A 22,605-nucleotide genomic window follows, 5' to 3' on the forward strand; every position below is an offset into this window, starting at 1 on the left:
CCAGGTCGACTATACGCTGTGCGCATAGTCGAGTACACGGTACCCATGCATCGTCGTACAACGTGTCACACTCTCACTGATGGGGCGGACGACTCCCGTCCGACGACACCCCATCGCGTCACCAATTCCAGTCCACAAAAGACCTCCGGCCGGGACAGCGAGGATCACCCACTCCCCGTCTCGTGTACGCCCGTGGACCGGGGCACGGGTTCCTGGCGCGCCGTCATGATCGGGACCGGATCGGCAGCTGGGACCAGCGACCGCCGGCGCTGCCCTTCCCCGTCGCCCATCATGAGGTGGGACGAGGCCGACGACCTCGTTCCGCCTGCGCGAGGCACTGACCGACTCGGTGCGGCTGGACCGGGTGCACCAGAACTAGGCACTGTATGCCGTCACCCATAGGTGCGCGGCCCCCGGATTCGTGATGGCTGTCGGTTCCAACTCACCGTGCCCGTGCGCTGTCGAGGACGTCCGGCAGGGCCCGACGGGAGCTGATGCCCAGCTTCACGTAGACCTTCCGCAGGTGCCATTCCACGGTATGGGGGCTGATGAACAGCTCCGCACCGATCCGCGCGTTCGTCATGCCGTCGGCGGCGAGCGCTGCGACCTGCGACTCCTGCGGGGTGAGAGCGTTCGCCGGTGTAGCCTCTCGCGCGGTCACCTGCTCGCCGGTGGCGATCAGCTCACGGCGGGCCCGTTCGGCGAACGCGTGAGCCGGCATCGCGACGAACATGTCGTAGGCCGTGCGCAGATGCTCGCGGGCCTGCGCGCGGCGCTGTGCGCGCCGCAGCCACTCGCCGTACAGCAGGTGGGTGCGTGCCACCTCCACGACAACGCCGCCGCGGCCGAATTCCTCGATCGCCGTGCGGTATAGGCGGTCGGCCGCCTCACCGTCGGCCAGCAGCGCCTCACTGCGTGCGCTCGCACCCCGCGCCCACCCGGAGTCGGCGGCGCGGGTGAGTTCGGTAAGGCGGGCCAACGAGGCGCGGGCCTGGTCGAGTTCACCGCAACGTGTCGCGGCCTCCACATGTTCGACCAGCGACAGACCGGTGAAGTTGAACCCGTCGTGCTCGATACCGGTGCGGGCGGCCTCGATCGCCTCTTCGTAGCGGGCCAGTCCGTTGAAGAGCACGCCCTGGATGTAGCCCATGGCACCGAGCAGGGATACTTCGCCCCGCTGCGCGGCGCGCTCTCTGGCTTCTTCGATGATGCCGGCGGCGACATCCGCCTCACCCCGCCACGCGGCCAGGACGAGCGTGGCGTATTTGTGCGGGGCGTGGCCGGTCGCGGTGGCGATCGCGTCGGCCTCGTCGATCATCCGGTCGGCCTCGGCGAAGTCGCCGTAGTGGATGTGGACCCCGCCCGCGTAGATCAGAGCCGGTGGCAGGCTGCCGAGTGCTCCGATGTCGCGGGCCAGACGCACTGCGCGAGTCGAGAGTGTGTCCCAGGCATGCAGGTCCCAGGCCCAGTGGATGAACGACTCAAGCGCGACGGGGGCCAGCAGCAGCCACCGTACCGTCGCCTCCCGCGTGCGGAGCTCTTCGTGCTCGAGCAGGTCGAGTGCCTCGCGCAGGGCCGGGACGGCCGTCTCCGGGCCGTCCGCGAGCAGGGCCGCCACACCGTCCAAGAGGGCGTCGGCGGCCTTGGAGCCCGAGGAGGGCGCCCCGGACGCGCGGGCCGCGATCGCCGCGGCGCGGGCGCCTGTCGGACCATGGACCCGGCCGGCGAAGATGGTCGCACTGATCGCTTCCAGGTACGTCTCCCGCGCCAGGGGAGATCCGGCCGCGGTGAACTGTGCCGCCGCGTTCAGGAGCAGTGGTGCCGCCTCGTCGCTGCGACTGCGGGCGAACAGGATTCTGGCCCGCAGGCGTGCCAGGCGGGCCTGGTCCAGGACGCTGAGGGGATACAGGTCGGCCACCGCGGCCAATTCCGTGGCCCGTTCGGGCGCGGCGGCCGAGAAGTGCGCCTCGGCGGCCGCAAGTGCCCGGCGCCCTCGCGGCCAGGGATCGGGCGTCACCTCCACCGCGCGTTCCAGCAGAACCGCCTCGGCCGCGATGCCCCCGCGCTGCCGGGCGCGGTCGGCGGCCTGCTCCAGTCCTGCGGCGACCTCCTCGTCCGGCCCGTCGGCCGCCTGCGCGGCATGCCAGGCGCGCCGGTCAGGGTCCAGGAGGGGGTCCGTGGCCTCGGCCAGGGCCCGGTGCACCGCACGTCGATCCTCCGGCTCGGCTCCGTGGTAGACCGCCGAACGGACCAGCGGGTGCCGAAACCGTACGGGCTCGCCGAACTCGATCAGGCCGGCTGCCTTGGCCGGTGCGGTGTCCGGAGTGATACCGAGGGAAGCGGCCGCGTGGATCAATAGGCGCACGTCGCCCACCGGTTCCGCCGCAGCGATCAGCAGCAGGGTGCGGGTCGCGGGCGGCAGCGCAGCGAGCCGCCCGGCGAAATCACGCTCGACTCGGCCGGCCACCGGCCCTTGGACGACCGGGGCACTCGACGCGTCGACACCGTAGGCCAGTTCGGCGGCGCTGCGGCCGCGGGAGAATTCCAGCAGCGCCAGCGGGTTGCCGTGTGTCTCGGCCACGAACCGGTCCCGGACCCGCTCCTCCAACCGTCCCCCCACAGCTCCCTCCAGGAGCTCACCGGCCGAAGCGGCGTCAAGTCCCCTGAGTTGCAGCGCCGGCAGGCCCGCAAGCGCGGACTGCCCCTCGGGGTCGCGGACCGCGAACACCATGGCGACCGGCTCCGCGAGCAGTCGCCGGGCGACGAACTCAAGTGTCTGCAACGACACTTGATCCAGCCACTGAGCGTCGTCCACCAGCACCAGCACCGGCCGGGTCTCCGAGGCGCGGGTAAGCAGGGTCAGAACGGCGAGACCGACCAGGAAACGGTCGGGCGGATCGCCGACCGCCGTCCCGAATGCCACGCGCAGGGCGCCACATTGGGGTTGCGGCAGTTCTTCGACACCGTCCAGGAACGGCGCGCACACCTGGTGCAGGCTCGCGTAAGGGAGCTCCATGTCGGCCTCGACACCGCGCGCCCAGGTCACCTGCACCCGGGACGCCTGCGCAGCCACGTACTCCAGCAGCACCGACTTGCCGATGCCCGCCTCGCCCCGGACGACCATGACGCGGGAGCCGCCGGCCCGGAGGCCGGTCAGCAGGTTGTCGAGCGCCGTGCACTCACGCTGCCGGCCGACCAGAGCGGGAAGCGGGCTGGCGATCATGCGACTCGGCTCCTCGGCGGGATCCGGGGGAACAGTGCTCCCACAGCGGTGTTCGGAAGAATCCTTGTCACGATACCCACGGCTCCTCCCCCGCGGTGCGGACAGACCGTGTGACTACTTCCACGCCCGCAAACACGCTGAGGTTGTCACAAATCGGGGGCCTGTCCGGTCGCTCCCAACCAATGATCCCGTCCGTTCGCTGTCGTAGGAGGCCCCATGTCTTCTCTCGGACACCAGCTCACCACGTCTGTCCTCGTGGTGGGAAGCGGTGCGTCAGGCCTCCGAGCGGCCATCGAAGCCGCCGATGCCGGTGTCGCGGTCGTCGTGGTCACCCAACGGGCCCGCGAAGACGCCCCGGCCGCACCGACAGCACGTCCACCACACGGCTCACCGGCCCGGACCTGTCCCGCCTGCCCGGTGACACGGTCCTGGCGCGGCTGCCACAACTGCACCGGACGCTGCTGGAACTGCAGATGCTCGACATCGCCCACGACCCCGTCGAGGTCGCCCCGACCGCCGCATCTCCCTGGGCGGCATCTGAGTCAGGGCCGAGGACCACGGCACCGACGTGGACGGGCTCTTCTCGGTCGGGAAGCGGTCGGCGGCCCGCACCGGCCGGAAGAGGACCCTCTCGTAGAACCCCGCGCCCACGGGCGGATCGCCGGGCGCGCCGCGGTGGAGTACTCCGCCACACGCATCGGTCCATGCCACCACCGGCCGCGACCTGCGCCGCGGAAGCCGACGTGCTCCGCCTGGTGGCCGCCGACGACGACCACCACGCCCGCGCTCTGCAGCGCGCGGTACGGCGCCTGATGACGGACCACGCCGACGTGGTCCGGGACGAGGCCAGTCTCGTCGCGGGATTGACCGCACTCGACGAGATCGAGACCCGGACGGCGGACATCGGTGTGCACATCGACATCGGCAGCTTCTCGGACCTGGCGCACGCCTACGACCTCAGATCCGCCGTGCCCCCACCCGGGCAACCCTCCAGTGCGCTCGGGAGCGGTTCAGTCCCCGGGGCTGCCACCACCGGTCCGACCGCCCCGGCACCGCGCCCGCCCTGACGGACCCCATGGTGTGGTCCGCGACGAACGGTGTGCGCGGCACACCGTTGTATCCCACCCCGACCGGATCACCGAGCCGTGGCGCGGCGCGTCCGACGATGCCGGACCCGCCGTCTGAGGGCCGATCGACAGCGGCGCGAAGTCTTTGTGCGCCGCCTTGTCACAGATTCCAGGGCCGCCCGGTCAGGAGGGTACGAGCCATCGCGGCCGGTGCCGTGGACGAGGTCGCCGCAGACCCACCGGGCACCGTGCGAGATCAGTGAAGGGAAAGTCCATGAAGGTCGTAGTGATCGGCGGCACCGGACTCATCGGTTCCAAGGTCGTCTCCAAGCTCAACGAACACGGTCACGAGGCGGTGGCAGCCTCCCCGAACACCGGAGTCAACACGGTCACCGGCGAAGGCCTGGCCGACATCCTGAAGGGCGCCTCCGTCGTCGTCGACGTCTCCAACTCCCCCTCCTTCGACGACGACGCGGTGATGGAGTTCTTCCGCGCCTCCACCACCAACCTGCTCGCCGCGGAGGCCGCCGCCGGCGTCACGCACCACGTGGCTCTGTCCGTCGTGGGCACCGACCGGCTCCAGCAGGCCGGCTACTTCCAGGCCAAGCAGGTCCAGGAGGACATGATCCGGGACTCCGGAGTGCCGTTCTCGATCGTCCACGCCACGCAGTTCTTCGAGTTCGCCAAGACCCTCGCGGACTCGGCGACCACCGGTGACACGGTGTCCGTCGCCCCCATCAAGATCCAGCCCATCTTCTCGGGCGACGTGGCCGCGGCCGTCGGCCGCACGGCGGTCGGCACTCCGGTCAACGCAATCGTCGAGGTCGCCGGCCCCGACACCTTCACCCTGGAGGACTTCATCCGCCAGGGCCTTGCGGCCCACAACGACCCCCGCACCGTCGTGACGGACCCGAAGGGCCTCTACTGGGGCGCCGCTCTCAAGGAGTCCGACCTGCTGCCCGGCCCCGACGCACAGCTCGGCGAGACGCACTTCGCCGACTGGAGCAGCAAGCAGTAACGGCGAGCACGGCGCCCACGGCCCCGAAATCGCAGCGACATCACGTCAGTTCACCTCCCATCACTCGACTCTCAGGATCCCTACATGGACGCGCGCATCAACTACTTCGGCAACGCTCTCGCGGGCAAGGTCATGAAGCACCTCAACTCGGCCGGGGCCGCTGTGCACTCGGCGCTGCCCGTCGCCACCCAGGAACTGGTGAAGATCCGGGCCAGCCAGATCAACGGCTGCGGGTTCTGCACCGACATGCACACCAAGGACGCCGTCGCCGCGGGTGAGGACCAGCAGCGGCTGCACCTGGTCGCCGCGTGGCGCGAGGCCACCGTCTTCACCGACGCGGAGCGCGCGGCGCTGGAGATCACCGAACAGGGCACCCGCATCGCCGACGCGGCGGGCGGGGTGTCGGACGAGGCCTGGGCCAACGCCGCCAAGCACTACGACGAGGACCAGCTCGCCGCGCTGATCTCGTTGATCGCGATCATCAACGCCTACAACCGCATCAACGTCATCAACCAGCAGCCCGCCGGCGACTACAAGCCGGGCATGTTCGGCTGACCCGCCCGCTCCGGCCCCGCCGGACACCCACCGTCCGTCTCCCGCTCACCCCGGCCCACCGAGCGGGAGACGGACCCTCGGACACCCCCGCGTCCACACGACGCCACACCGCAATCCGCACCACCCCCGGGGTCCCACGCGAGGCCCAGCCGCGAACCACCGCACCCCGGGCCAACAAGACGCGCCACCCCTGAACCACCGCACCCCGGCCCATACGCGACGCGCCACCCACGCACCGCACCCGTGCGTCCACGAGAAACCCGACCCGCCGCACCCGCTGCCCGGCACGAACGCACCGGCCGCCTCCTGGCCCACAGTCCCAAGGAGACGACATGCACCCCTCCCCCGCCCCGGGCAATCCGGCCTTCCTGCGCATCGCCAGCGCCCGTGGCCGATGGACCCTTATGGCCACCGTGCTCGGCTCCAGCGTGGTGCTGCTCGGCTCAACCGTCACCAACGTCGCGCTGCCGCACATCGGCGACGACTTCGACGCCGACCTCGCCGCACTCCAGTGGACCGTGAACGCCTACATGCTGACCCTGGCGGGACTCATCCTGCTGGGCGGCTCCCTGGGCGACCGCTTCGGCCGACGCCGCATCTTCGTCCTGGGCATCATCTGGTTCGCCGCAGCGTCCCTGCTGTGCGGACTGGCTCCCGACACCACCACGCTCATAGCCGCCCGCGCGCTCCAAGGCGTCGGCGGAGCGCTCCTCACCCCCGGCTCACTGGCAATCATCGAAGCCTCCTTCCACCCGGACGACCGGCCGCGCGCCATCGGCCTGTGGTCCGGTTTCGGCGGCATCGGGGCGGCACTCGGGCCGTTCCTCGGCGGATGGCTCGTCGACGGCCCCGGCTGGCGCTGGACCTTCCTGCTCACAATCCCTCCGGCGCTGCTGTGCGTGCCCCTGGCACTGCGCCACGTCCCGGAGTCCGTCGGCAGGCCCCAGCAGCCCACCGTCGCGGCCAGTGCCCACACCCCCTCCCGGCGTGGCTTCGACCTCACCGGCGCGGCACTAGGCGCGCTGACACTCGCTCTGGCCACCTATGCGCTGACCGAAGCCCGTTCCGGCGGGACCGTCGCCCTTGCCGCGGCCGCGGGCAGCATCGCTGCCGGTACCGCGTTCCTGCTGGTGGAGCGGCGCAGCAGCGACCCGATGATGCCCCTGTCGATCTTCTCGTCCCGCCCGTTCACGGCCATCAACCTGATCACCCTGTGCGTCTACGCCGGGCTGGGCGGGTTCTTCTTCCTGACCGCCCTGCAACTGCAGCTCGTCGCCGGCTACTCGGCACTGGCGGCGGGCGCCGCCATGTTGCCGAGCACGGTGCTGATGCTGCTGTTCTCCGCCCGTTCCGGGACACTCGCCCAACGCCTGGGACCGCGCATCCCGCTCACCGCCGGCCCCATGGTGTGCGGGGCGGGCATGCTGATGACGGCACGGGTGGGCGCACACGCCTCCTACTTCGCCGACGTTCTGCCCGCCCTGCTGGTGATGGGCACGGGCATGGTCATCATGGTCGCGCCGCTGAGCGTGACTCTGCTGGCCTCGGTCGAGGCCGCCGACGCGGGCCTGGCCAGCGGGATCAACAACGCGGCCGCACGCGCGGCCGGGCTGGTCTCCGTGGCCGCACTGCCCCTGCTGGTCGGCATGAGCCCGGACGCCTACCGCTCCCCCGAGTCCTTCGACACGGCCTTCAACCGGGCCATGCCCCTGTGCGCGGGCCTGCTGGCCATCGGCGCAGCGATGGCGTTTGCTCTGCTGCGCGAGACCGCCGACACCTCCAACGCACGGCACGGCCGGGCGCACGGCTGGCTGATGGAGCCGCCGCTGGTGTCGCGCTTCGCCCATCACCAGGCTCTCGACTAGGTCGAGCGCCGAGATGCCCCCGCCGGGGCGCATGTACCAGCCGGTTCCCGCCACTTCCCCCGGCGGGAACCGGCTTCGTCCGTAGGCTTGGCCGGCCCTGCGGGTCGGCACGACATCAAGCCCCACCCCCTTCGTCGCAGGACAGATGCAGCACCGCCACGTCGTCCCGTAGCCCGCCGAACGGAGCGGCCAGCAGCGACACGCTGCCTACCAGGGCGTCGACGAACGTCTGCGCCTCCAGATGCGCGAGCCGACCAGCCAGCCTCAGCAAGCCCTCCTCCCCGAGCCGCCCGCCGCCCGTACGACCTTCGTAGAGTCCGTCGGTGAACAGCACGATGCCGTCCCCGTCCGGCATCGCCATCTCGCTCTCACGCCAGTCCCCTTGCCCGGGGAACAGTCCCACCGGGAGACCCGACGGCGGCTCCACCCAACGGACCTCTCCCTTGTGCCGGTGCAAAAAGCCCGGATGGCCGGCGGTGACCGTCCGCAGGGTGCGGCGGTGGGGCGACAGGACCAGGCACACCACGGTCGCGTAGGTCTCCTCCTCCCCACGCTCCTCGGTCAGGATGCGTTCGAGCAAATGGAGTTGTTCCACTTGGCTCTGCCCGCACAGCACGGCCGTGCGCCACGCCAGGCGCAGGTGGACACCGAGGGCCGCCGCGGCGGCACCGTGCCCGGACACGTCGCCCATGACCACGTGGGCGCTGCCGTCGTCGCCGCGGACCACATCGCAGAAGTCACCGCCCAGCAACGTGTGCCCGCGACCCGGCGCGTAGTGGAAGGCGGTCGTGAAGCCGCCTGCCCGCAGCGTCAGGTCGGGCAACAGACCCCGTTCCAGCACGGCGTTGTCCCGGGCGACCTCCTCGCCCGCCACCGTGCGACCCACAACGGCACGTTGCAGAGCGACCCAGATCTCCCGGCAGAACTCGTCGGGAGCGCTGCGGCGATGATCAACCCGGCCCTGCACCAAGTCGGCGACGGAACGGAAGGCATGGGACGCATGCGCGCCCTCAAGAACGAGCACGGCCGCGTCGGGGGCCTGGCGGCGTACCCAGGTGACGACGTCGGCCAGAGTCCGTCCGGCCGGTGTGCTGCCCACCAGAACGCACAACGGGCCGTGGGTGCCGGCCGTGCGGCATCCTTCCTCGACGCTCGTGTGCCAAACCAGCGCATCGGCCAGCCTGTTCCGAAGCAGACGCCGGACGTGGACCACGTCCTGTTCGTCCTGGGACAACAGAACCACGCGGAGGTCGCGGCAGAAGGAGAAGTCCCCACGGGGACGGGCCTCGCGAGCCCGATGTCCTCCACAGCGATCGACGGCCGCAACGTCCGGCCTCGGAATGGGAATGCTCATCTCTGGCTCTTTCGTGCGGCAAGAGGCGACGGCGGCTCCACGCACGAGTGTCGGCGGCTCGCGGAACGCACACCCTTTTTCTCCTGCCTGGCCCGATCTGTTCGCTCAAGAGACAGGGGCACACACGTATCTGTGACACCAAGATCTTCATCCACGAGCCGCGCCACGGCAGTTGAGGGGGACAGCGGCAACAGGCCGATGCACTGTCACGAACCGGGGCGCTGTCCAGTCAATGAAGAAAGGGCGGAACTCCTCGCGGAGCCCCACCCACTTCTACCGCCATCGCCGCCGCCAGAGGACGGAGCTGAGACCTCATGTTCAGCACCCGCAGAGACTCCCGCACCTGGTTGGTCGGGCTGCCGTGCCGGTCGGACAACTCCCGGATCGTCTGGCTGTACTACGTCGTCGGCGAGGCGTCGGACAGCGCCGAAGCCGTGCGCGCAGCGGTGCGCCGGGCCAACAGCGCCTCCGAGCGGGACGCCCGGGGCCAGCTGCCCCTGGAACCCGATCGCACCGAGGTGCGGCGAATACGACAGCACATCCTGGGCGACTTCACCCTCGAGGCCTGCTGAACCCAGGACGTGTCAGCCGCGGCCCCGCGCCAGGCCACCCGCCCCGCTGTGAGTACGACGCCTCCGGTGTCACAAGCGCGCTCCCTGTCCGGTCAGTACGGGGATTGGTGTCCCACACGATCCGAGGAGGACCGGGAAGATGTCCCAAGGCATTGATTTTCAGGCGGACCCCGCCACGGTCGCGGCGTCGCTCACGGCCGAGGCGACGGCTCTCGAGGGGCGGCTGCGCCAGCTCCGTGAGGCCGTTCACGTCGTGGACACACGTATCGCGTCCATTGCCGAGTCCCTCCAGATCCTGCGCGGCACCGCGGCTACTCACGGCGCAGGTGAGCGTCGCTCCGGATCTCCGCAGGACGCTCTGCCTCGCGGTTGAACACTGCACGAGCCTCTCAAGCCCGCGCCGGCACCTCCTGAAGCACCCATTCGTTGCCGTCCGGGTCGCTGAACTCGGCATAGGAGTGATAGTCACGACGCTGCGGGTCGGGTCCCTCGACCCGCTTCTCATCGGTGCTGCGGTGGAACACACCGCTCGTGTCATGGAAGATTCCGCCGGTCCCCACGCCCCTCGCGTCGAGTTCCCGGCAGGCCTGCTCGATGTCGGAGACGACGAGGTGCAGGCCCCGCACCGAGCCTGGGGCGGCCGCGGTGACTCCGGTCCCGAACAGGATCGAGCACGCCGATCCCGGGGGCGTCATGTGCACCACGCGATAGGAGGCGTCGATGGCATGGTCGGCATCCAATCGGAACCCGACGGCCTCGTAAAACGACTTCGCCCGGTCGACGTCCGAGACGGGCAGTACCAGGACGGCCAGCTTGAGCTGCATGACGTCGGCGCTCTCGCCGGCGGGCAGTTTGTCCGCCTCGGTTGACGCGCCCTCGCCCACAGCGCGGGTTTCGGACGCGGAGTCGTCCACCTCCTCGATCTCCACCCGATACCGGTGGATCCCGGCCCGCAGACCGTGGGCCACGACGGTCCAGCCCTGCACCACGCGCCACATCGCGTCGGTGCCTTGCAGGTACGTCCCATCCGGCGCGGCGGCGGCCTGCAGTTCGGCATCCAGTGCCGGCTGCCGTTCGTGCGGCACGTGGAGTTCCAGGGCAAAGCGGCGCAACGACCGTGTGCTGTGCGCGGCCTCGGCCGCGGGCAGTGGTACGGCGGCTATCTCGCGGAGCCCGCCGAGCAGGGTGACATGCAGCACCGTCATGAGATTGTCACCCGGTTCCCGCCCGTGCCGGCCTGCACGCTCATCGGGTCTGTCCTTCGTGGATACCCCGGCCGTCAGGCCGGGGAGGAAATGAAGCTCCTGCGGAGCAGGGCAGGGAAAGCCGGTTGGCCGCCAGGGCGGACCGGCGTGCGCCGTCCACCGGCTGACACCCGCTGCCCACACGGAAGTTGATAAAGTGTGAGACGTGACGCGGCAGGTCAAGCGGGCGTTCAAGTACCGCTTTTACCCCACCGGCGTGCAGGCGGCTGAGTTGTCGCGCACGTTCGGCTGTGTCCGCCTCGTCTACAACAAGGCCTTGGAGGAGCGCACGCGGGCCTGGTACGGCGAGCAGCGCCGCATCTCCTACGTGCAGTCCTCGGCCGCGCTGACGCAGTGGAAGAAGACCGAGGAGCTGGCTTTTCTGGCGGAGGTGTCCTCGGTTCCGTTGCAGCAGGCGCTGCGCCATTTGCAGACGGCGTTCGGGAACTTCTTCGCCCAGCGTGCACAGTACCCGCGCTACAAGTCCCGCAAGAAGTCCCGCGCGTCGGCCGAGTACACGTGTAGTGCCTTCACCTGGCGCGACGGACAGCTGACCTTGGCGAAGATGACGCAGCCCTTGGACATCCGCTGGTCGCGCCCCCTGCCCGAGGGTGCGCAGCCGAGCACGGTGACGGTGTCCCGTGACGCGGCGGGGCGCTGGTTCGTGTCCCTGCTGTGCCAGGACACCATCGCCCCGGCCCCCGCCACCACGAATGCGGTGGGCCTGGACGCCGGGATCACCTCCCTGGTGACCCTGTCCACCGGCGAGAAGGTCGCCAATCCCCGGCACGAAGGGCGTGACCGTGCCCGCCTGGCGAAGGCGCAGCGGGAGTTGTCGCGCAAGGTGAAGGGTTCGGCGAACCGGGAGAAGGCCCGCCGTAAGGTGGCCCGGGTGCATGCGCGGATCGCCGACCGGCGCCGCGATGTTCTGCACAAGCTGTCGACTCGTCTCGTCCGTGAGAATCAAACGGTCGTGATCGAGGACCTGAGCGTGCGCAACCTGCTGAAGAACGGCGCGCTCGCACGCGCCATCAGTGATGCGGCCTGGACGGACCTGCGTTCCATGCTGGAGTACAAGTGCGCCTGGTACGGGCGCGAGCTGGTCGTGATCGACCGATGGTTCCCCAGCAGCAAGCTGTGCGGGGCCTGCGGCACGGTCGCGGCGAAGATGCCGCTGAATGTCCGCGTGTGGACGTGTGTCTGCGGTGCGGTGCATGACCGTGACGTGAACGCGGCACGCAACATCCTGGCCGCCGGGCTGGCGGCGTCTGCCTGTGGAGACGGTGTAAGACCTCAACGGGAGTCCTCCCGGACGGGGCGGTCGTCGGTGAAGCAGGAACCCCAGCGGGCGACCGCTGGAATCCCCCGCCTTTAGGCGGGAGAGGAAGTCAAGAGTGGTCCTCGTCGTTGACCCAACTCATCAGCTTGCGCAGCTGCTTGCCGGTGGTCTCCAGCAGCAGTTCGGAGTCCTGCCGCTTGTACTCGGCGTACTTCTTCAGACCGCCGTGGTACTCGGCCATCCAGTTCTCGGCGAATGAGCCGTCCTGGATCTCGGCGAGGACCTTCTTCATCTCGGCCTTGGTGGCGTCCGTGATGATGCGGGGACCGGTGACGTAGTCGCCCCACTCGGCGGTCTCGGAGATCGACCAGCGCATCTTCTCCAGGCCGCCCTCGTACATGAGGTCGACGATCAGCTTCAGCTCGTGTAGGCACTCGAAGTAGGCGATCTCCGGCTGGTAGCCCGCCTCGGTCAGCGTCTCGAAGCCTGCCTTGACCAGGGCTGACACGCCGCCGGCGAGCACGGCCTGCTCACCGAGCAGGTCGGTCTCGGTCTCCTCGGTGAAGGTTGTCCTGATGACACCCGCGCGGGTGCCACCGATGCCCTTGGCGTACGACAGGGCCAGCGCGAAGGCGCCTCCTGTGGCGTCCTGCTCGACCGCCACCAGACACGGAACGCCGCGACCCTCCTCGTACTGGCGACGCACCAGGTGGCCCGGACCCTTGGGGGCGACCATGCATACGTCCACGTTCGCCGGCGGCTCGATGAAGCCGAAGCGGATGTTGAACCCATGCCCGAAGAACAGCGCGTCGCCGTCCTTCAGGTTCGGGGCGATGTGTTGCTTGTAGATCTCGCCCTGAAGCGGGTCCGGGACGAGAATCATGATCACGTCGGCCTCGGCGGCGGCTTCCGTCACCGTCACCACACGCAGGCCCTGCTCCTCGGCCTTCGCCCAGGACTTGGAACCCTCGTGGAGCCCCACGCGCACGTCCACACCCGAGTCACGCAGCGACAGCGCGTGGGCATGGCCCTGGCTCCCGTAACCGATGACCGCGACCTTGCGGCCCTGGATGATGGACAGGTCGGCGTCGGTGTCATAAAACAGCTCGGCCATGGCAATCCCCTCGCTCGTAGCCGCCCGCATCGAACCGCGGGGAGAAACACCCGCCGTCGAGCGACAGCCGAAACACTATCTCATTCAATGTTGTCACACGTATTGCACTGTGCGAGTTCAGCAAGTAGGCGACGCATCCTCGAAGGAGCGCCGGAAAACCCGCTGAACTCCAGCTTCTGGGGCCCACGGACTGGCCGACGACCCCGACACACGGTGCTTTCCAGCGCCGCGTTGCCACCACCCACGTCGCATTGGCGAGCAGGCGAGGGCGCGACCAATGTCCTGCGTCCGGGCCCGGACCGTCGTCGCACCGCCCGTCTCCAGGACCGTGCGCAGCGGAACGCCGGTGCGGTGCAGCACGGCCGCCATGCGGGCGTCGTCGGGGCGGATGACCCCGTAGATCTCAGGTACGCCCGACCCGACGGCGAACCGGCCGAGTTCTTCCAGGAGCCGGGTGCCCAGCCCCCTGTTCTGCCAGGTGTCCTCCACCAGCAGCGCTGCCTCGGCGTCACCGCCGTCCGACAGCAGATGCCCTATCGCGACGAGCCGCTCCCGCGGGTCCTGCACCGCCAGGTGCACCGAGTGGGATCGGGACAGCAGCGGCCCCAGGTAGGTATCGGGGTCGCCCATGGCCCGGTGGTAGCGATGCCACCGGGCGGCGGCGGAGCACCGGCGGTGCAGAGCGGCCACACGGGGCTCGTCGTCCTGGTCGACGCGCACGATCCGCAGTCCCTGTCGCATGTCCCTCTTCCTCGCCCTCGGCACACCGCCAGCTGGCTTTGGCCCACTCAACAGACCGCGAGACGCAGGCCGTTGTGACGTGCGCCGGTGCCACTTCCCGAGGGGCTGTCACATACGCCTGCACCCCTCGGTCTTCTCTGCGAGAGCGGGTCGGGCCCGCGGGACCGCCCGAAACGCGCGGCTCTCGCGCGTCCGCCCTGAGCGACTTCGAGAAAGGCGGTTCCATGCCGATGGGCTCATTCACCGTTCTGGACGCCGGCCCCTTCGACGGGGTGGACCCCGACGATTACGTCAGGGCGGCCATGCAGTGGCACTTCGCTCCCGAGACGGGGTCCCGGTACTGGCTGGAACGGGTCGACCGGCTCGGCTTCGACCCCCGCCACGACGTCAAGGGCGTGGCGGACCTGGCGCTCTTTCCCGATCTGACGGACGAGCTGCGCGATGTGCAGGTGTCCGATCTCGTCCCCCGCGGCTACGGTCCGCAGGCCCGACCGCTGCATGTGTTCGAGAGCGGCGGAACGACCGGGGCACCCAAGCGGGTCGTGCAGATGGTCGACTGGGCGCGGCACGGCAGCGAGCAGGTATCCCGCCGGCTCCGGGACCACGCACTGCCGGTCGGCGCGCTGTGGCTGACCGTGGCGCCGACCGGGCCGCACCTCGTGGGCGATGTGCTGCAACGGGCCGCGGCAAGTCTCGGCAGCCCCGGGCTGGGGGTCGACATGGATCCCCGCTGGGTCAAGAAGCTCATCGCCGCGGGCCGTCGCGACGAGGTCGACGCCTACACCGACCATCTCGTGGGCCAGTGTCGGCGCATCCTGCTCGGCCAGGACATCGGTGTCATAGCGGCCACCACCCCGATGCTGGAGCGCCTCGCCCGGGACAGCGACCTCGTGGAGGTCATCAACGGCAGAGCCCAGGCGATCATCTGGGGCGGCACCCACATGGATCCCGACACCCGGGACCTGTTGCGGACCGAGGTGTTTCCCGACGTGCCGCTGATCGGCATGTACGGCAACACCATGATGCTCACCGCGCTTTTGGAGCGGGTCGGTCTCTCGGCGTCGGAGCCGTGTGTGTTCGACCCCGTCTCGCCCTATGTCTTCCTGCGCATCGTGGATCCCGACACCGGGCAACAGGTGGCGGAGGGCGAGCGGGGCCAGGTGGTAGTGAGCCACGTCAGCAAGTCCATGCTGATCCCCAACAACAGGGAGCGGGACACCGCGTTGCGCATCCGCCCGGCTGACGGCCACGCCGGGGACGCCGTCGCCGACGTCGCGCCGGTTCCCGCCGTCGAGGGTGAGACGGTCATCGAGGGTGTCTACTGATGGCCCCCGTACCGACCACCGAGCCGCCGCACCTCGACGCCCTGGGCCCGCGGGGCACGTACCGCACGCGTGTGCCGAGCACGGTGACCGACGTGGCCGGTGCACCGATCGCGCGGCTGAGTCTGGTTCCGCCGCTGTACGTGGCTCGGGCGATCGATGCCCTGCGCCAAGCGCCGCCGATCGCCGCGGCCGGCCTGGAGAGCGTGTTCGCCACCGCCGGGGAGGCCTTCGCCGCGGGCACCGTGGGGGGCTTGAGCGTCCGGGAATACGAACGTCACGTCAGCCGGACCTCGGGCACACCGCTCGCCGTGGTGCGCGCCGCGACCCGGGGCACGGCGCGTTTCGTTCGGCACGCCGCCTCGTCCGCCGACCGTGGCAGGCCGCGCGGCGCCGCCCGCGACCTCAGCGACCACGTCCTGTATGAGACGCACACGGTGTGGGCGCGTCAGGGCGACGTGTTCGCCGTCAACGCGTCCGGCAACCATCCCGGCGTACACCGTGTCTGGCTGGAGGCACTGGCGCTGGGTTACCGCGTCGCCGTGCGCCCGTCCCGGCGCGAGCCTTTTACCCCCTACCGGCTCGTCGCGGCACTGCGTCAGGCGGGAATTCGGGACGACCAGCTCATGCTGCTGCCCACCGACCACGCGACCGCCGACACGCTCGTCCACGGCGCGGACCGGGCCGTGGTCTACGGCGGCGACGACGTGGTGACCAAGTACGCGCACGACGCGAGGATCCTGCCGCAGGGGCCGGGACGGTCGAAGATCCTCATCACCGCGGACACCGACTGGCGTGACCATCTGGACGCCCTCGTCGCGTCCGTCGCCGGCGAGAGCGGCACGGCGTGCGTCAACGCCAGCGCCATCCTCGTCGAGGGCGACCCGGCCCCGCTCGCCGAAGCCCTCGCGGCACGTCTGGCCGTCCTGCCCAGCCTTCCCCCGCAAGACGAGCGGGCCCGTCTGCCGGTGTGTCCGAAGGAGCGGGCGCGGGCCCTCAGCGCGTATCTGAAAACCGTGGCGGCCGGGACGCGCGCGTGGCTCGGCAGCGGCGGGATCGCCGACGACCTCGGAGACGGCAGCGCTGTGCTGCGCCCCGCCGTGCACCAGACCGCGAGCGCCCGCGCCCCGCAACTGCGCACCGAACTGCCCTTCCCCTGCGTGTGGATTGCCCCCTGGACCCGCGCGGACGGCATGGCGCCGCTGCGCAACACGCTGGTGCTGTCGGCACTGACCCGGGACCGGGACCTGTGGGAGGCCCTGGTCGCGGAACCCAGCATCGCCAACGTGTACTTCGGCGACCAGCCGACCCACTGGATGTCGCCGGGCGTCCCCCACGACAGCTATCTCTCCGACTTCCTGATGCGGAGCAAGGCGGTGTACGAGGGCCCGGTCTGAACGGCGCTCGCCTCCTCGGCGCGGGCCTGCCGAGAGCGGCGCCCGCCCCTCGGGTGGGCGGCGACCCTCGCTCCGGCCGTCCGGCGCGGTGGTCCGCGGTCACACTCAGCGCTTGACCGCGGGCCTCCGCGTCTTCGCCGTGCCGGGCGCGGGCCCGTTCTTCTTCCCTGCACTCAGTGGGGCAGGACCAGCATCACGGCCGTCCCGAGCGCCATTGCCCCTTCGCTCACGTGCCGTGACGGCGTCGCCGCCGCGGCACGGCGGGCCGCGCTCACGGCCGAGCGCAGAGAGGGCATGGGGCGGGTCAGCGACCACAGCGCATACGCCAGCAGACAGGACGCCAGCGACAGCGTGATCAGGGAGCCGCCGAGGAGGTCACCAGCGCCCAGAGCGCCGGGCCCGGTGGAGTGCGCAGCCGAACCGAGGTGTGCGTGCGCCGGTCCGGTCCCGGTGTGCGGCACGCGCAGCATCCAGGCCATCGCGGCCATACCGGCCGCGTGCGGCAGCCGGTGGGTCATCGCCGCCCTCCTGCTGGCCTCCCGGCGGCCGACAGGCAGGACAAACCACACCGTGCCGGCGGTGAAGACACCGCCGGCGACGGCAGCGGGCCCCGCGCGGAGGTCGATCCAGGGCATCGCCGCCATGGACACGGCCATGGCGGCGGCCAACAGCCGGTCCACCCGGGCGCCGAACCCGGTCCTGGGGGACCCGACGCCCGGGGCCATTCCATGCAGGAGCACCGCCACAAACAGCAGCGTCAGCAGGCAGTGCACCAGGACGACGGGCGTGCCCATGCCGGGTTCGTGCCCGGTCAGGTGGTGGGACGCGGTGCCCGCAGGTGGGCGCGCTCCGCCAGTTCCTTCTCGTCGACCAGTTCCAGCATGGGCTTGCCCGGCGCGCACATCATGGTCACCACGAACCGGGTCCGCGCGTCGGAAAGCGCGTTGCCGTCCTGGTAGTGGATGGCGTCTCCGCCGGGCTCCCAGAAGGTGTCTCCCGCCTTCACTACGCGCTCGGGCTCGCCCTCGAGCTCGAAGCGGACCGCGCCCTCGACGACGTAGCCGAAGGCGGGGCCGGAGTGCCGGTGCGGGGGCGTGCCCGGGTCGCCCGGCTCCCACTCGACGAGAATGGTCATCGCCGACGCCCCCTCCGGGACGGTGATCGGTGCGGCGTCCTGGAGCAGCTTCGCCGCCGTCATCCAGCCGGCGGTCCCTTCCTGGTCGCCGTGCCCGTGGTGGCCGTGGGCGGAGTGGTCGTGTGCTGTCGTGTTGTCCGACACTGTGTTGCACCTTCCGTAGGCGTGAACATCGTTCGTCACTGGTGACCGGGGACCGGGCGCATGTGTGACAACCGGCCTCCTCGCACAGTCCTTTCACCACGTCGACCGTGGTCCTTCGGAGCATGGGGCGGGCAGCGGGCCGGCGGGCAAATCTGGCGGATCGGGCGCGACGATTGCCACCGTGTGACCGGGAATCGCGAAAGAGATAGCGTGAGCAGATGCGGCCCGCAGCGCGTAGCCTTCCCCCTCGCGCGTAGCATGTAGGGCGCAAAGCCAGAAGGGACGACCCATGCGCGCTGGCGCCCACCCCGACACGTTCGACCGCGGTCTTGACGACTTCCTCTCGGCCAGACCCCGACTGTTCGGCATCGCGTACCGCATCCTCGGCAGTGCCGTCGAGGCCGAGGACATCGTCCAGGACGCCTGGCTGCGATGGCAGAACACCGATCGCGCGCAGATCCATGAACCAGCCGCCTTCCTGAGCACGGTCACCACCCGGCTCGCGATCAACCTGGCCCAGTCCGCGCGGGTACGCCGGGAGTCCTACGTCGGGCCTTGGCTCCCCGAGCCGGTCGACACTGCCCAGGACCCGCACCTGGGGGCGGAACGCGCCGAGGCGGTCGAGCTGGCGGTGCTGTTGTTGATGGAGAAGCTCAACCCGATCGAACGCGCCGCCTACGTGCTGCGGGAGGCGTTCGATTACCCCTACCAGCGGGTCGCCGACATCCTGGAGACCAGCGACGCGAACGCTCGGCAGCTGGTGAGCCGGGCGCGCAAGCACCTGGGCGCCGAGCGCAAGGAGCGCGTCAGCCCCGCGGCCCACCGGAGTCTGCTCGAAGGCTTCCTCTCCGCCGCGCGCACGGGAGATCTCTCCACCCTGGAGGACCTGCTGACCGCGGACGTCGTCAGCTATTCGGACGGCGGCGGCATCCGCGGCGCGTCCAGGATCCCCGTCTTCGGCCGCGAACACGTCTCGCGTTACCTGGCTGCCTTCGCCCCGCGGTTCTGGCCGGATGCCGAGACCCGGTTCGTCGAGGCGAACGGCCGGCCCGCCGTGCTCGTCGCACGGGACAACGCCCCGGTGGCCCTGTTGTGCGTGGACGCCTCCGAGGCCGGCATCGAGCGCATCATGTGGGTGATGAACCCGGCCAAGCTGAACCCCTACGTCCTGTCCCTGGGGGCCTGACCCGCCGGTCCGCCGCACGCACCGGGTCCGGGCAGTTCACCACGGGAACCACAGGTCGGCGTCGACGGCCTCCTCCTTGCGGGCGGCAAACCCGGACAGGTCGTTCTTGACCGCGTGCTGCGGGGGCAGGGCCGCGACCACCCGATGGTCGGCCCGCGTGGTGCCCTGCCCCGGCGCGTCGCGGAAGTACTCGGCGTTCACGGACCGGTACTGCGCCCACTGCGCCGGCAGGTCGTCCTCGTGGAAGACGGCCTCAACCGGGCAGACCGGCTCGCAGGCGTGGCAGTCGACGCACTCCCAGGGATTGATGTACAGCGTCCGCTCGCCCTCGTAGATGCAGTCGACCGGGCACTCGATCACACACGCCCGGTCCTTGACGTCGACGCACGGCTCCGCGATGACGTAGGTCATCGTCCCCACCTCCCCTTCGCCGGCCGGCGGTTGCGGACCGCACGGCCTTCGTGCGCCCCGCCGGTGTGCGCTATGACCGGCCCGGCCGCCGCAGTGTGACACCGACATGGGCCCGGGCCCGGGCGGCGGTGTCACAAACCGCCACTCCACCTGGTCGTAGCAGGTGACCACCCCGAGCGATGGGAGCAATCGTGGTTGCCACCGAACAACGTCTTTCCACCACAGTGCTGGTGATCGGCACCGGCGGAGCGGGCCTGCGCGCGGCCATCGAGCTGGCCGAGGCCGGCGTCGATGTCCTCGCAGTCGGCAAGCGTCCCAAGGAGGACACCCACACCTCTCTCGCAGCCGGCGGGATCAACGCGGCCCTGGCCACGATGGACTCCGAGGACACCTGGCAGCAGCACGCCGCCGACACCCTCAAGGAGAGCTACCTCCTCGGCGACCCCCGCACCGCCGAGATCGTCACCCGGGGAGCCGCCCTCGGCATCGACGACCTGGAACGCTACGGCATGGCCTTCGCCCGGGAGGAGGACGGCCGGATCTCCCAGCGCTTCTTCGGCGCCCACAAGTTCCGCCGCACCGCCTTCGCGGGCGACTACACGGGCCTGGAGATCCAGCGCACGCTCATCCGGCGCGCGCACCAGCTCGACATACCGGTACTCGACAACGTCTACATCACCCGTCTCCTGGTCCACGACGGCGCCGTCTTCGGCGCCTACGGCTTCGGTCTTGCCGACGGCAGGCGCTACCTCGTGCACGCGGACGCCGTCATCCTCGCGGCCGGCGGCCACACCCGGATCTGGCGGCGTACCTCCTCACGGCGCGACGAGAACACCGGCGACTCCTTCCGGCTGGCCGCGGAGGCCGGAGCCCGGCTGCGCGACCCGGAACTCGTCCAGTTCCACCCCTCCGGCATCATCGAGCCGGAGAACGCGGCCGGGACCCTGGTGAGCGAGGCAGCCCGAGGCGAGGGCGGCATCCTGCGCAACGCGCTCGGCGAGCGGTACATGAACCGCTACGACCCCGTACGCATGGAGCTGTCCACCCGCGATCGGGTCGCCCTCGCCTCCTACACCGAGATCAAGGAAGGCCGCGGCACGCCCAACGGCGGGGTGTGGCTCGACGTCTCCCACCTGCCCCGGCAGACCATCATGAACCGGCTTCCCCGCGTCTACCAGACACTGCTGGACCTGCAGATGCTGGACATCACCCGGCATCCCATCGAGGTCGCGCCCACCGCGCACTACTCGATGGGCGGTGTGTGGGTCCGCCCCGAGGACCACAGCACGGACGTGCGGGGCCTGTACGCCATCGGTGAGGCCGCCAGCGGACTGCACGGCGCCAACCGGCTCGGCGGCAACAGCCTCATCGAGCTGCTGGTGTACGGCCGCATCACCGGACAGGCGGCCGCCGCCTACTCGGAGTCCCTGACCGCGCAGCCGCGCTCGGCCGCCGCGGTGGCCCAGGCGCGTGCGGACGTCGACGACCTGCTCGCCGCGGACGGACCTGAGAACGTGCGCGCCCTGCAGCGCGCGATCCGCAACACCATGACCGAGCACGCGGGCGTGGTCCGCGACGAGGAGGGGCTGCGCACCGGGCTGGCGGAGCTGGACGCCATCGAGAAGCGCATGGAGAACGTCGGCGTCCATCCGGACATCGCGGGCTTCCAGGACCTCGCCCACGCCTTCGACCTCAAGTCCTCGGCACTGGCGGCGAGAGCCACACTGGAAGCGGCGCTGGAGCGGCGCGAGACGCGCGGATGCCACAACCGCAGCGACTACCCCGACATGGATCCCGTGCTGCAGGTGAACCTCGTCTGGTCCCCGACCGACGGCATCACCCGCGAGCCCATCAGCCCTGTCCCCGACGAGATCGCGGCCCTGATGGAGGACGTCTCGACGGACGGAAAGCTCGTCGAATAGGAATCACCCTGCCCGGGAGAAGATTTCCGGAATTTCAAGAAAGGTGTCACAGCGCCGATCAATTCCCGGTCATACCTCGTGCAGGCAGCAGATGAGAATGAGTGAAAGGAACGTCCCCATGAAGGTCGTAGTGATCGGCGGCACCGGACTGATCGGCTCGAAGGTCGTCAGCAAGCTCAACGAACACGGCCACGAGGCGGTGGCGGCCGCCCCGAACACCGGCGTCAACACCCTGACCGGCGAGGGCCTGGCCGAGGTGCTGGAGGGCGCGGCCGTCGTGATCGACGTCTCCAACTCTCCCTCCTTCGCGGACGACGCCGTCATGGAGTTCTTCCGCACCTCCACCACCAACCTCCTCAAGGCGGAGGCGAACGCCGGTGTCACCCACCACGTCGCCCTGTCGGTGGTGGGTACGGAACGGCTCCAGGACAGCGGCTACTTCCGTGCCAAGCAGGCGCAGGAAGAACTGATCAAGGAATCCGGGATCCCGTGGTCGATCGTGCACGCCACGCAGTTCTTCGAGTTCATGAAGGGCATCGCCGAGTCGGCGACCGAGGGTGACACCGTCAAGCTGGCCCCGGTGAAGATCCAGCCCGTCTATTCGGACGACGTCGCCGCCACCGTGGGCCGCACCGCCGTGGGCACTCCGGTCAACGGTGTGGTCGAGGTGGCCGGTCCCGACACCTTCCAGCTGGACGAGCTGATCCGCAAGGGTCTGGCCGCCAAGAACGACCCGCGCACGGTCGTCGCCGACGTGCACGCGCCGTACTTCGGCGCCGAGCTGCAGGAGACCACGCTGCTTCCCGGCCCGGACGCCCGCATCGGCGAGACCCGTTTCGGCGACTGGCTCGCCCAGCAGCAGTAGGCGCGTCTTCATGGGCCTGTCGTTCCACACACCGTGGAACGACAGGCCCCTTTTTGTACGGCGCTGTGGATCAGCCGGCGCGCAGGGCCGATTCCGCATCCGCCCCGATGAAAAAGCGTCAAAAGGCACTGTCACAGCGTCCTTGGTCCCTCGGTCGTTGAGGGGGAGACGATCGCCGGGTCTGTGAGCGC

General features: G+C 70.1%; 19 protein-coding genes and 1 pseudogene. 12 read left to right on the forward strand and 8 right to left on the reverse strand.

Annotated features, from left to right (window positions below):
* Window positions 1–442: 442 nt before the first annotated feature.
* The gene (locus OG381_RS01040) at window positions 443–3,223 is read right to left on the reverse strand and encodes a helix-turn-helix transcriptional regulator (protein ID WP_327714152.1); all 2,781 of its coding nucleotides are present in this window, start codon (window positions 3,221–3,223) and stop codon (window positions 443–445) included.
* A 216-nt stretch (window positions 3,224–3,439) separates the two neighbouring features.
* Between OG381_RS01040 and OG381_RS49480 the strand changes: the two genes are divergently transcribed.
* The 5 genes from OG381_RS49480 to OG381_RS01060 all read left to right on the forward strand — a co-directional run bounded on the left by OG381_RS49480 (window position 3,440) and on the right by OG381_RS01060 (window position 7,728).
* The gene (locus OG381_RS49480; protein ID WP_443061853.1) at window positions 3,440–4,036 is read left to right on the forward strand and encodes an FAD-binding protein; all 597 of its coding nucleotides are present in this window, start codon (window positions 3,440–3,442) and stop codon (window positions 4,034–4,036) included.
* Complete coding sequence (locus OG381_RS01045; RefSeq protein WP_327714153.1) at window positions 3,928–4,290, forward strand: hypothetical protein; 363 nt, start codon at window positions 3,928–3,930, stop codon at window positions 4,288–4,290. Before OG381_RS49480 ends, OG381_RS01045 begins: the two co-directional genes overlap by 109 nt.
* A 274-nt stretch (window positions 4,291–4,564) precedes the next feature.
* Complete coding sequence (locus OG381_RS01050; protein WP_327714154.1) at window positions 4,565–5,308, forward strand: SDR family oxidoreductase; 744 nt, start codon at window positions 4,565–4,567, stop codon at window positions 5,306–5,308.
* A gap of 84 nt (window positions 5,309–5,392) precedes the next feature.
* The gene (locus tag OG381_RS01055) at window positions 5,393–5,863 is read left to right on the forward strand and encodes a carboxymuconolactone decarboxylase family protein (protein ID WP_327714155.1); all 471 of its coding nucleotides are present in this window, start codon (window positions 5,393–5,395) and stop codon (window positions 5,861–5,863) included.
* 332 nt (window positions 5,864–6,195) lie between these two features.
* A complete protein-coding gene (locus OG381_RS01060) occupies window positions 6,196–7,728 on the forward strand; it encodes an MFS transporter (RefSeq protein ID WP_327714156.1) in 1,533 nt (510 codons plus the stop codon).
* Between the two features lie 115 nt (window positions 7,729–7,843).
* Here the strand turns inward: OG381_RS01060 and OG381_RS01065 are convergent, their stop codons facing one another.
* The gene (locus OG381_RS01065) at window positions 7,844–8,827 is read right to left on the reverse strand and encodes a PP2C family protein-serine/threonine phosphatase (RefSeq protein WP_327714157.1); all 984 of its coding nucleotides are present in this window, start codon (window positions 8,825–8,827) and stop codon (window positions 7,844–7,846) included.
* A gap of 569 nt (window positions 8,828–9,396) precedes the next feature.
* On the opposite strand from OG381_RS01065, the gene OG381_RS01070 reads away from it, so the two are divergent.
* The gene (locus OG381_RS01070) at window positions 9,397–9,654 is read left to right on the forward strand and encodes a hypothetical protein (RefSeq protein WP_327714158.1); all 258 of its coding nucleotides are present in this window, start codon (window positions 9,397–9,399) and stop codon (window positions 9,652–9,654) included.
* Between the two features lie 389 nt (window positions 9,655–10,043).
* Here the strand turns inward: OG381_RS01070 and OG381_RS01075 are convergent, their stop codons facing one another.
* Window positions 10,044–10,478, reverse strand: coding sequence for a VOC family protein (locus OG381_RS01075; RefSeq protein WP_327722358.1), 435 nt, complete (start codon window positions 10,476–10,478; stop codon window positions 10,044–10,046).
* Between the two features lie 586 nt (window positions 10,479–11,064).
* Between OG381_RS01075 and OG381_RS01080 the strand changes: the two genes are divergently transcribed.
* Window positions 11,065–12,273 (forward strand): RNA-guided endonuclease InsQ/TnpB family protein, encoded by a 1,209-nt coding sequence (locus OG381_RS01080; RefSeq protein ID WP_327714159.1) that lies wholly within the window; start codon window positions 11,065–11,067, stop codon window positions 12,271–12,273.
* A 13-nt stretch (window positions 12,274–12,286) separates the two neighbouring features.
* Here OG381_RS01080 and ilvC read toward each other — a convergent pair whose 3' ends face one another.
* Entirely contained in the window at window positions 12,287–13,291 is a 1,005-nt protein-coding gene (gene ilvC, locus OG381_RS01085; RefSeq protein WP_327714160.1) for a ketol-acid reductoisomerase, read from the reverse strand.
* A gap of 117 nt (window positions 13,292–13,408) precedes the next feature.
* Complete coding sequence (locus tag OG381_RS01090) at window positions 13,409–14,032, reverse strand: GNAT family N-acetyltransferase (protein WP_327714161.1); 624 nt, start codon at window positions 14,030–14,032, stop codon at window positions 13,409–13,411.
* Between the two features lie 224 nt (window positions 14,033–14,256).
* On the opposite strand from OG381_RS01090, the gene OG381_RS01095 reads away from it, so the two are divergent.
* Both OG381_RS01095 and OG381_RS01100 read left to right on the forward strand, forming a co-directional pair.
* Window positions 14,257–15,357, forward strand: a complete 1,101-nt coding sequence (locus OG381_RS01095) for a phenazine antibiotic biosynthesis protein (protein WP_327714162.1) — start codon at window positions 14,257–14,259, stop codon at window positions 15,355–15,357.
* Window positions 15,357–16,751, forward strand: coding sequence for an aldehyde dehydrogenase family protein (locus tag OG381_RS01100; protein ID WP_327714163.1), 1,395 nt, complete (start codon window positions 15,357–15,359; stop codon window positions 16,749–16,751). Before OG381_RS01095 ends, OG381_RS01100 begins: the two co-directional genes overlap by 1 nt.
* 173 nt (window positions 16,752–16,924) lie before the next feature.
* On the opposite strand, the gene OG381_RS01105 is transcribed toward OG381_RS01100, so the two are convergent.
* Together OG381_RS01105 and OG381_RS01110 are read right to left on the reverse strand one after the other, a co-directional pair.
* Window positions 16,925–17,545 carry a DUF5134 domain-containing protein gene (locus OG381_RS01105; RefSeq protein ID WP_327714164.1) on the reverse strand — a complete coding sequence of 207 codons (621 nt, stop codon included), beginning with the start codon at window positions 17,543–17,545 and terminating at the stop codon, window positions 16,925–16,927.
* A gap of 17 nt (window positions 17,546–17,562) precedes the next feature.
* Window positions 17,563–17,949, reverse strand: a complete 387-nt coding sequence (locus tag OG381_RS01110; protein ID WP_327722359.1) for a cupin domain-containing protein — start codon at window positions 17,947–17,949, stop codon at window positions 17,563–17,565.
* Window positions 17,950–18,319: 370 nt separating this feature from the next.
* Here OG381_RS01110 and OG381_RS01115 point away from each other — a divergent pair, with 370 nt between their 5' ends.
* Complete coding sequence (locus OG381_RS01115) at window positions 18,320–19,216, forward strand: RNA polymerase sigma-70 factor (protein WP_327714165.1); 897 nt, start codon at window positions 18,320–18,322, stop codon at window positions 19,214–19,216.
* A gap of 117 nt (window positions 19,217–19,333) precedes the next feature.
* Here the strand turns inward: OG381_RS01115 and fdxA are convergent.
* Window positions 19,334–19,627, reverse strand: a pseudogene (gene fdxA, locus OG381_RS01120) (ferredoxin); the annotation flags it as partial.
* A 179-nt stretch (window positions 19,628–19,806) separates the two neighbouring features.
* Between fdxA and OG381_RS01125 the strand changes: the two are divergent.
* Both OG381_RS01125 and OG381_RS01130 read left to right on the forward strand, forming a co-directional pair.
* A complete protein-coding gene (locus OG381_RS01125) occupies window positions 19,807–21,549 on the forward strand; it encodes an L-aspartate oxidase (RefSeq protein ID WP_327714166.1) in 1,743 nt (580 codons plus the stop codon).
* A gap of 118 nt (window positions 21,550–21,667) precedes the next feature.
* The gene (locus OG381_RS01130) at window positions 21,668–22,414 is read left to right on the forward strand and encodes an SDR family oxidoreductase (protein ID WP_327714167.1); all 747 of its coding nucleotides are present in this window, start codon (window positions 21,668–21,670) and stop codon (window positions 22,412–22,414) included.
* Window positions 22,415–22,605 lie beyond the last annotated feature (191 nt).

The organism is Streptomyces sp. NBC_00490, from assembly GCF_036013645.1.
GTDB lineage: Bacteria > Actinomycetota > Actinomycetes > Streptomycetales > Streptomycetaceae > Streptomyces > Streptomyces canus_F.

Bases quoted from the DNA above. Each gene is read 5' to 3' on its own strand.
- OG381_RS01100 (WP_327714163.1), top strand. From the start codon at position 15,357: ATGGCCCCCGTACCGACCACCGAGCCGCCGCACCTCGACGCCCTGGGC.
- OG381_RS01060 (WP_327714156.1), top strand. From the start codon at position 6,196: ATGCACCCCTCCCCCGCCCCGGGCAATCCGGCCTTCCTGCGCATCGCC.
- OG381_RS01095 (WP_327714162.1), top strand. From the start codon at position 14,257: ATGCCGATGGGCTCATTCACCGTTCTGGACGCCGGCCCCTTCGACGGG.
- OG381_RS01055 (WP_327714155.1), top strand. From the start codon at position 5,393: ATGGACGCGCGCATCAACTACTTCGGCAACGCTCTCGCGGGCAAGGTC.
- OG381_RS01040 (WP_327714152.1), bottom strand. From the start codon at position 3,223: ATGATCGCCAGCCCGCTTCCCGCTCTGGTCGGCCGGCAGCGTGAGTGC.
- OG381_RS01045 (WP_327714153.1), top strand. From the start codon at position 3,928: ATGCCACCACCGGCCGCGACCTGCGCCGCGGAAGCCGACGTGCTCCGC.
- OG381_RS01130 (WP_327714167.1), top strand. From the start codon at position 21,668: ATGAAGGTCGTAGTGATCGGCGGCACCGGACTGATCGGCTCGAAGGTC.
- OG381_RS01075 (WP_327722358.1), bottom strand. From the start codon at position 10,478: ATGCAGCTCAAGCTGGCCGTCCTGGTACTGCCCGTCTCGGACGTCGAC.
- OG381_RS01110 (WP_327722359.1), bottom strand. From the start codon at position 17,949: ATGACGGCGGCGAAGCTGCTCCAGGACGCCGCACCGATCACCGTCCCG.
- OG381_RS01105 (WP_327714164.1), bottom strand. From the start codon at position 17,545: ATGGGCACGCCCGTCGTCCTGGTGCACTGCCTGCTGACGCTGCTGTTT.
- OG381_RS01050 (WP_327714154.1), top strand. From the start codon at position 4,565: ATGAAGGTCGTAGTGATCGGCGGCACCGGACTCATCGGTTCCAAGGTC.
- OG381_RS01115 (WP_327714165.1), top strand. From the start codon at position 18,320: ATGCGCGCTGGCGCCCACCCCGACACGTTCGACCGCGGTCTTGACGAC.
- ilvC (WP_327714160.1), bottom strand. From the start codon at position 13,291: ATGGCCGAGCTGTTTTATGACACCGACGCCGACCTGTCCATCATCCAG.
- OG381_RS49480 (WP_443061853.1), top strand. From the start codon at position 3,440: ATGTCTTCTCTCGGACACCAGCTCACCACGTCTGTCCTCGTGGTGGGA.
- OG381_RS01125 (WP_327714166.1), top strand. From the start codon at position 19,807: ATGGGAGCAATCGTGGTTGCCACCGAACAACGTCTTTCCACCACAGTG.
- OG381_RS01090 (WP_327714161.1), bottom strand. From the start codon at position 14,032: ATGCGACAGGGACTGCGGATCGTGCGCGTCGACCAGGACGACGAGCCC.
- OG381_RS01070 (WP_327714158.1), top strand. From the start codon at position 9,397: ATGTTCAGCACCCGCAGAGACTCCCGCACCTGGTTGGTCGGGCTGCCG.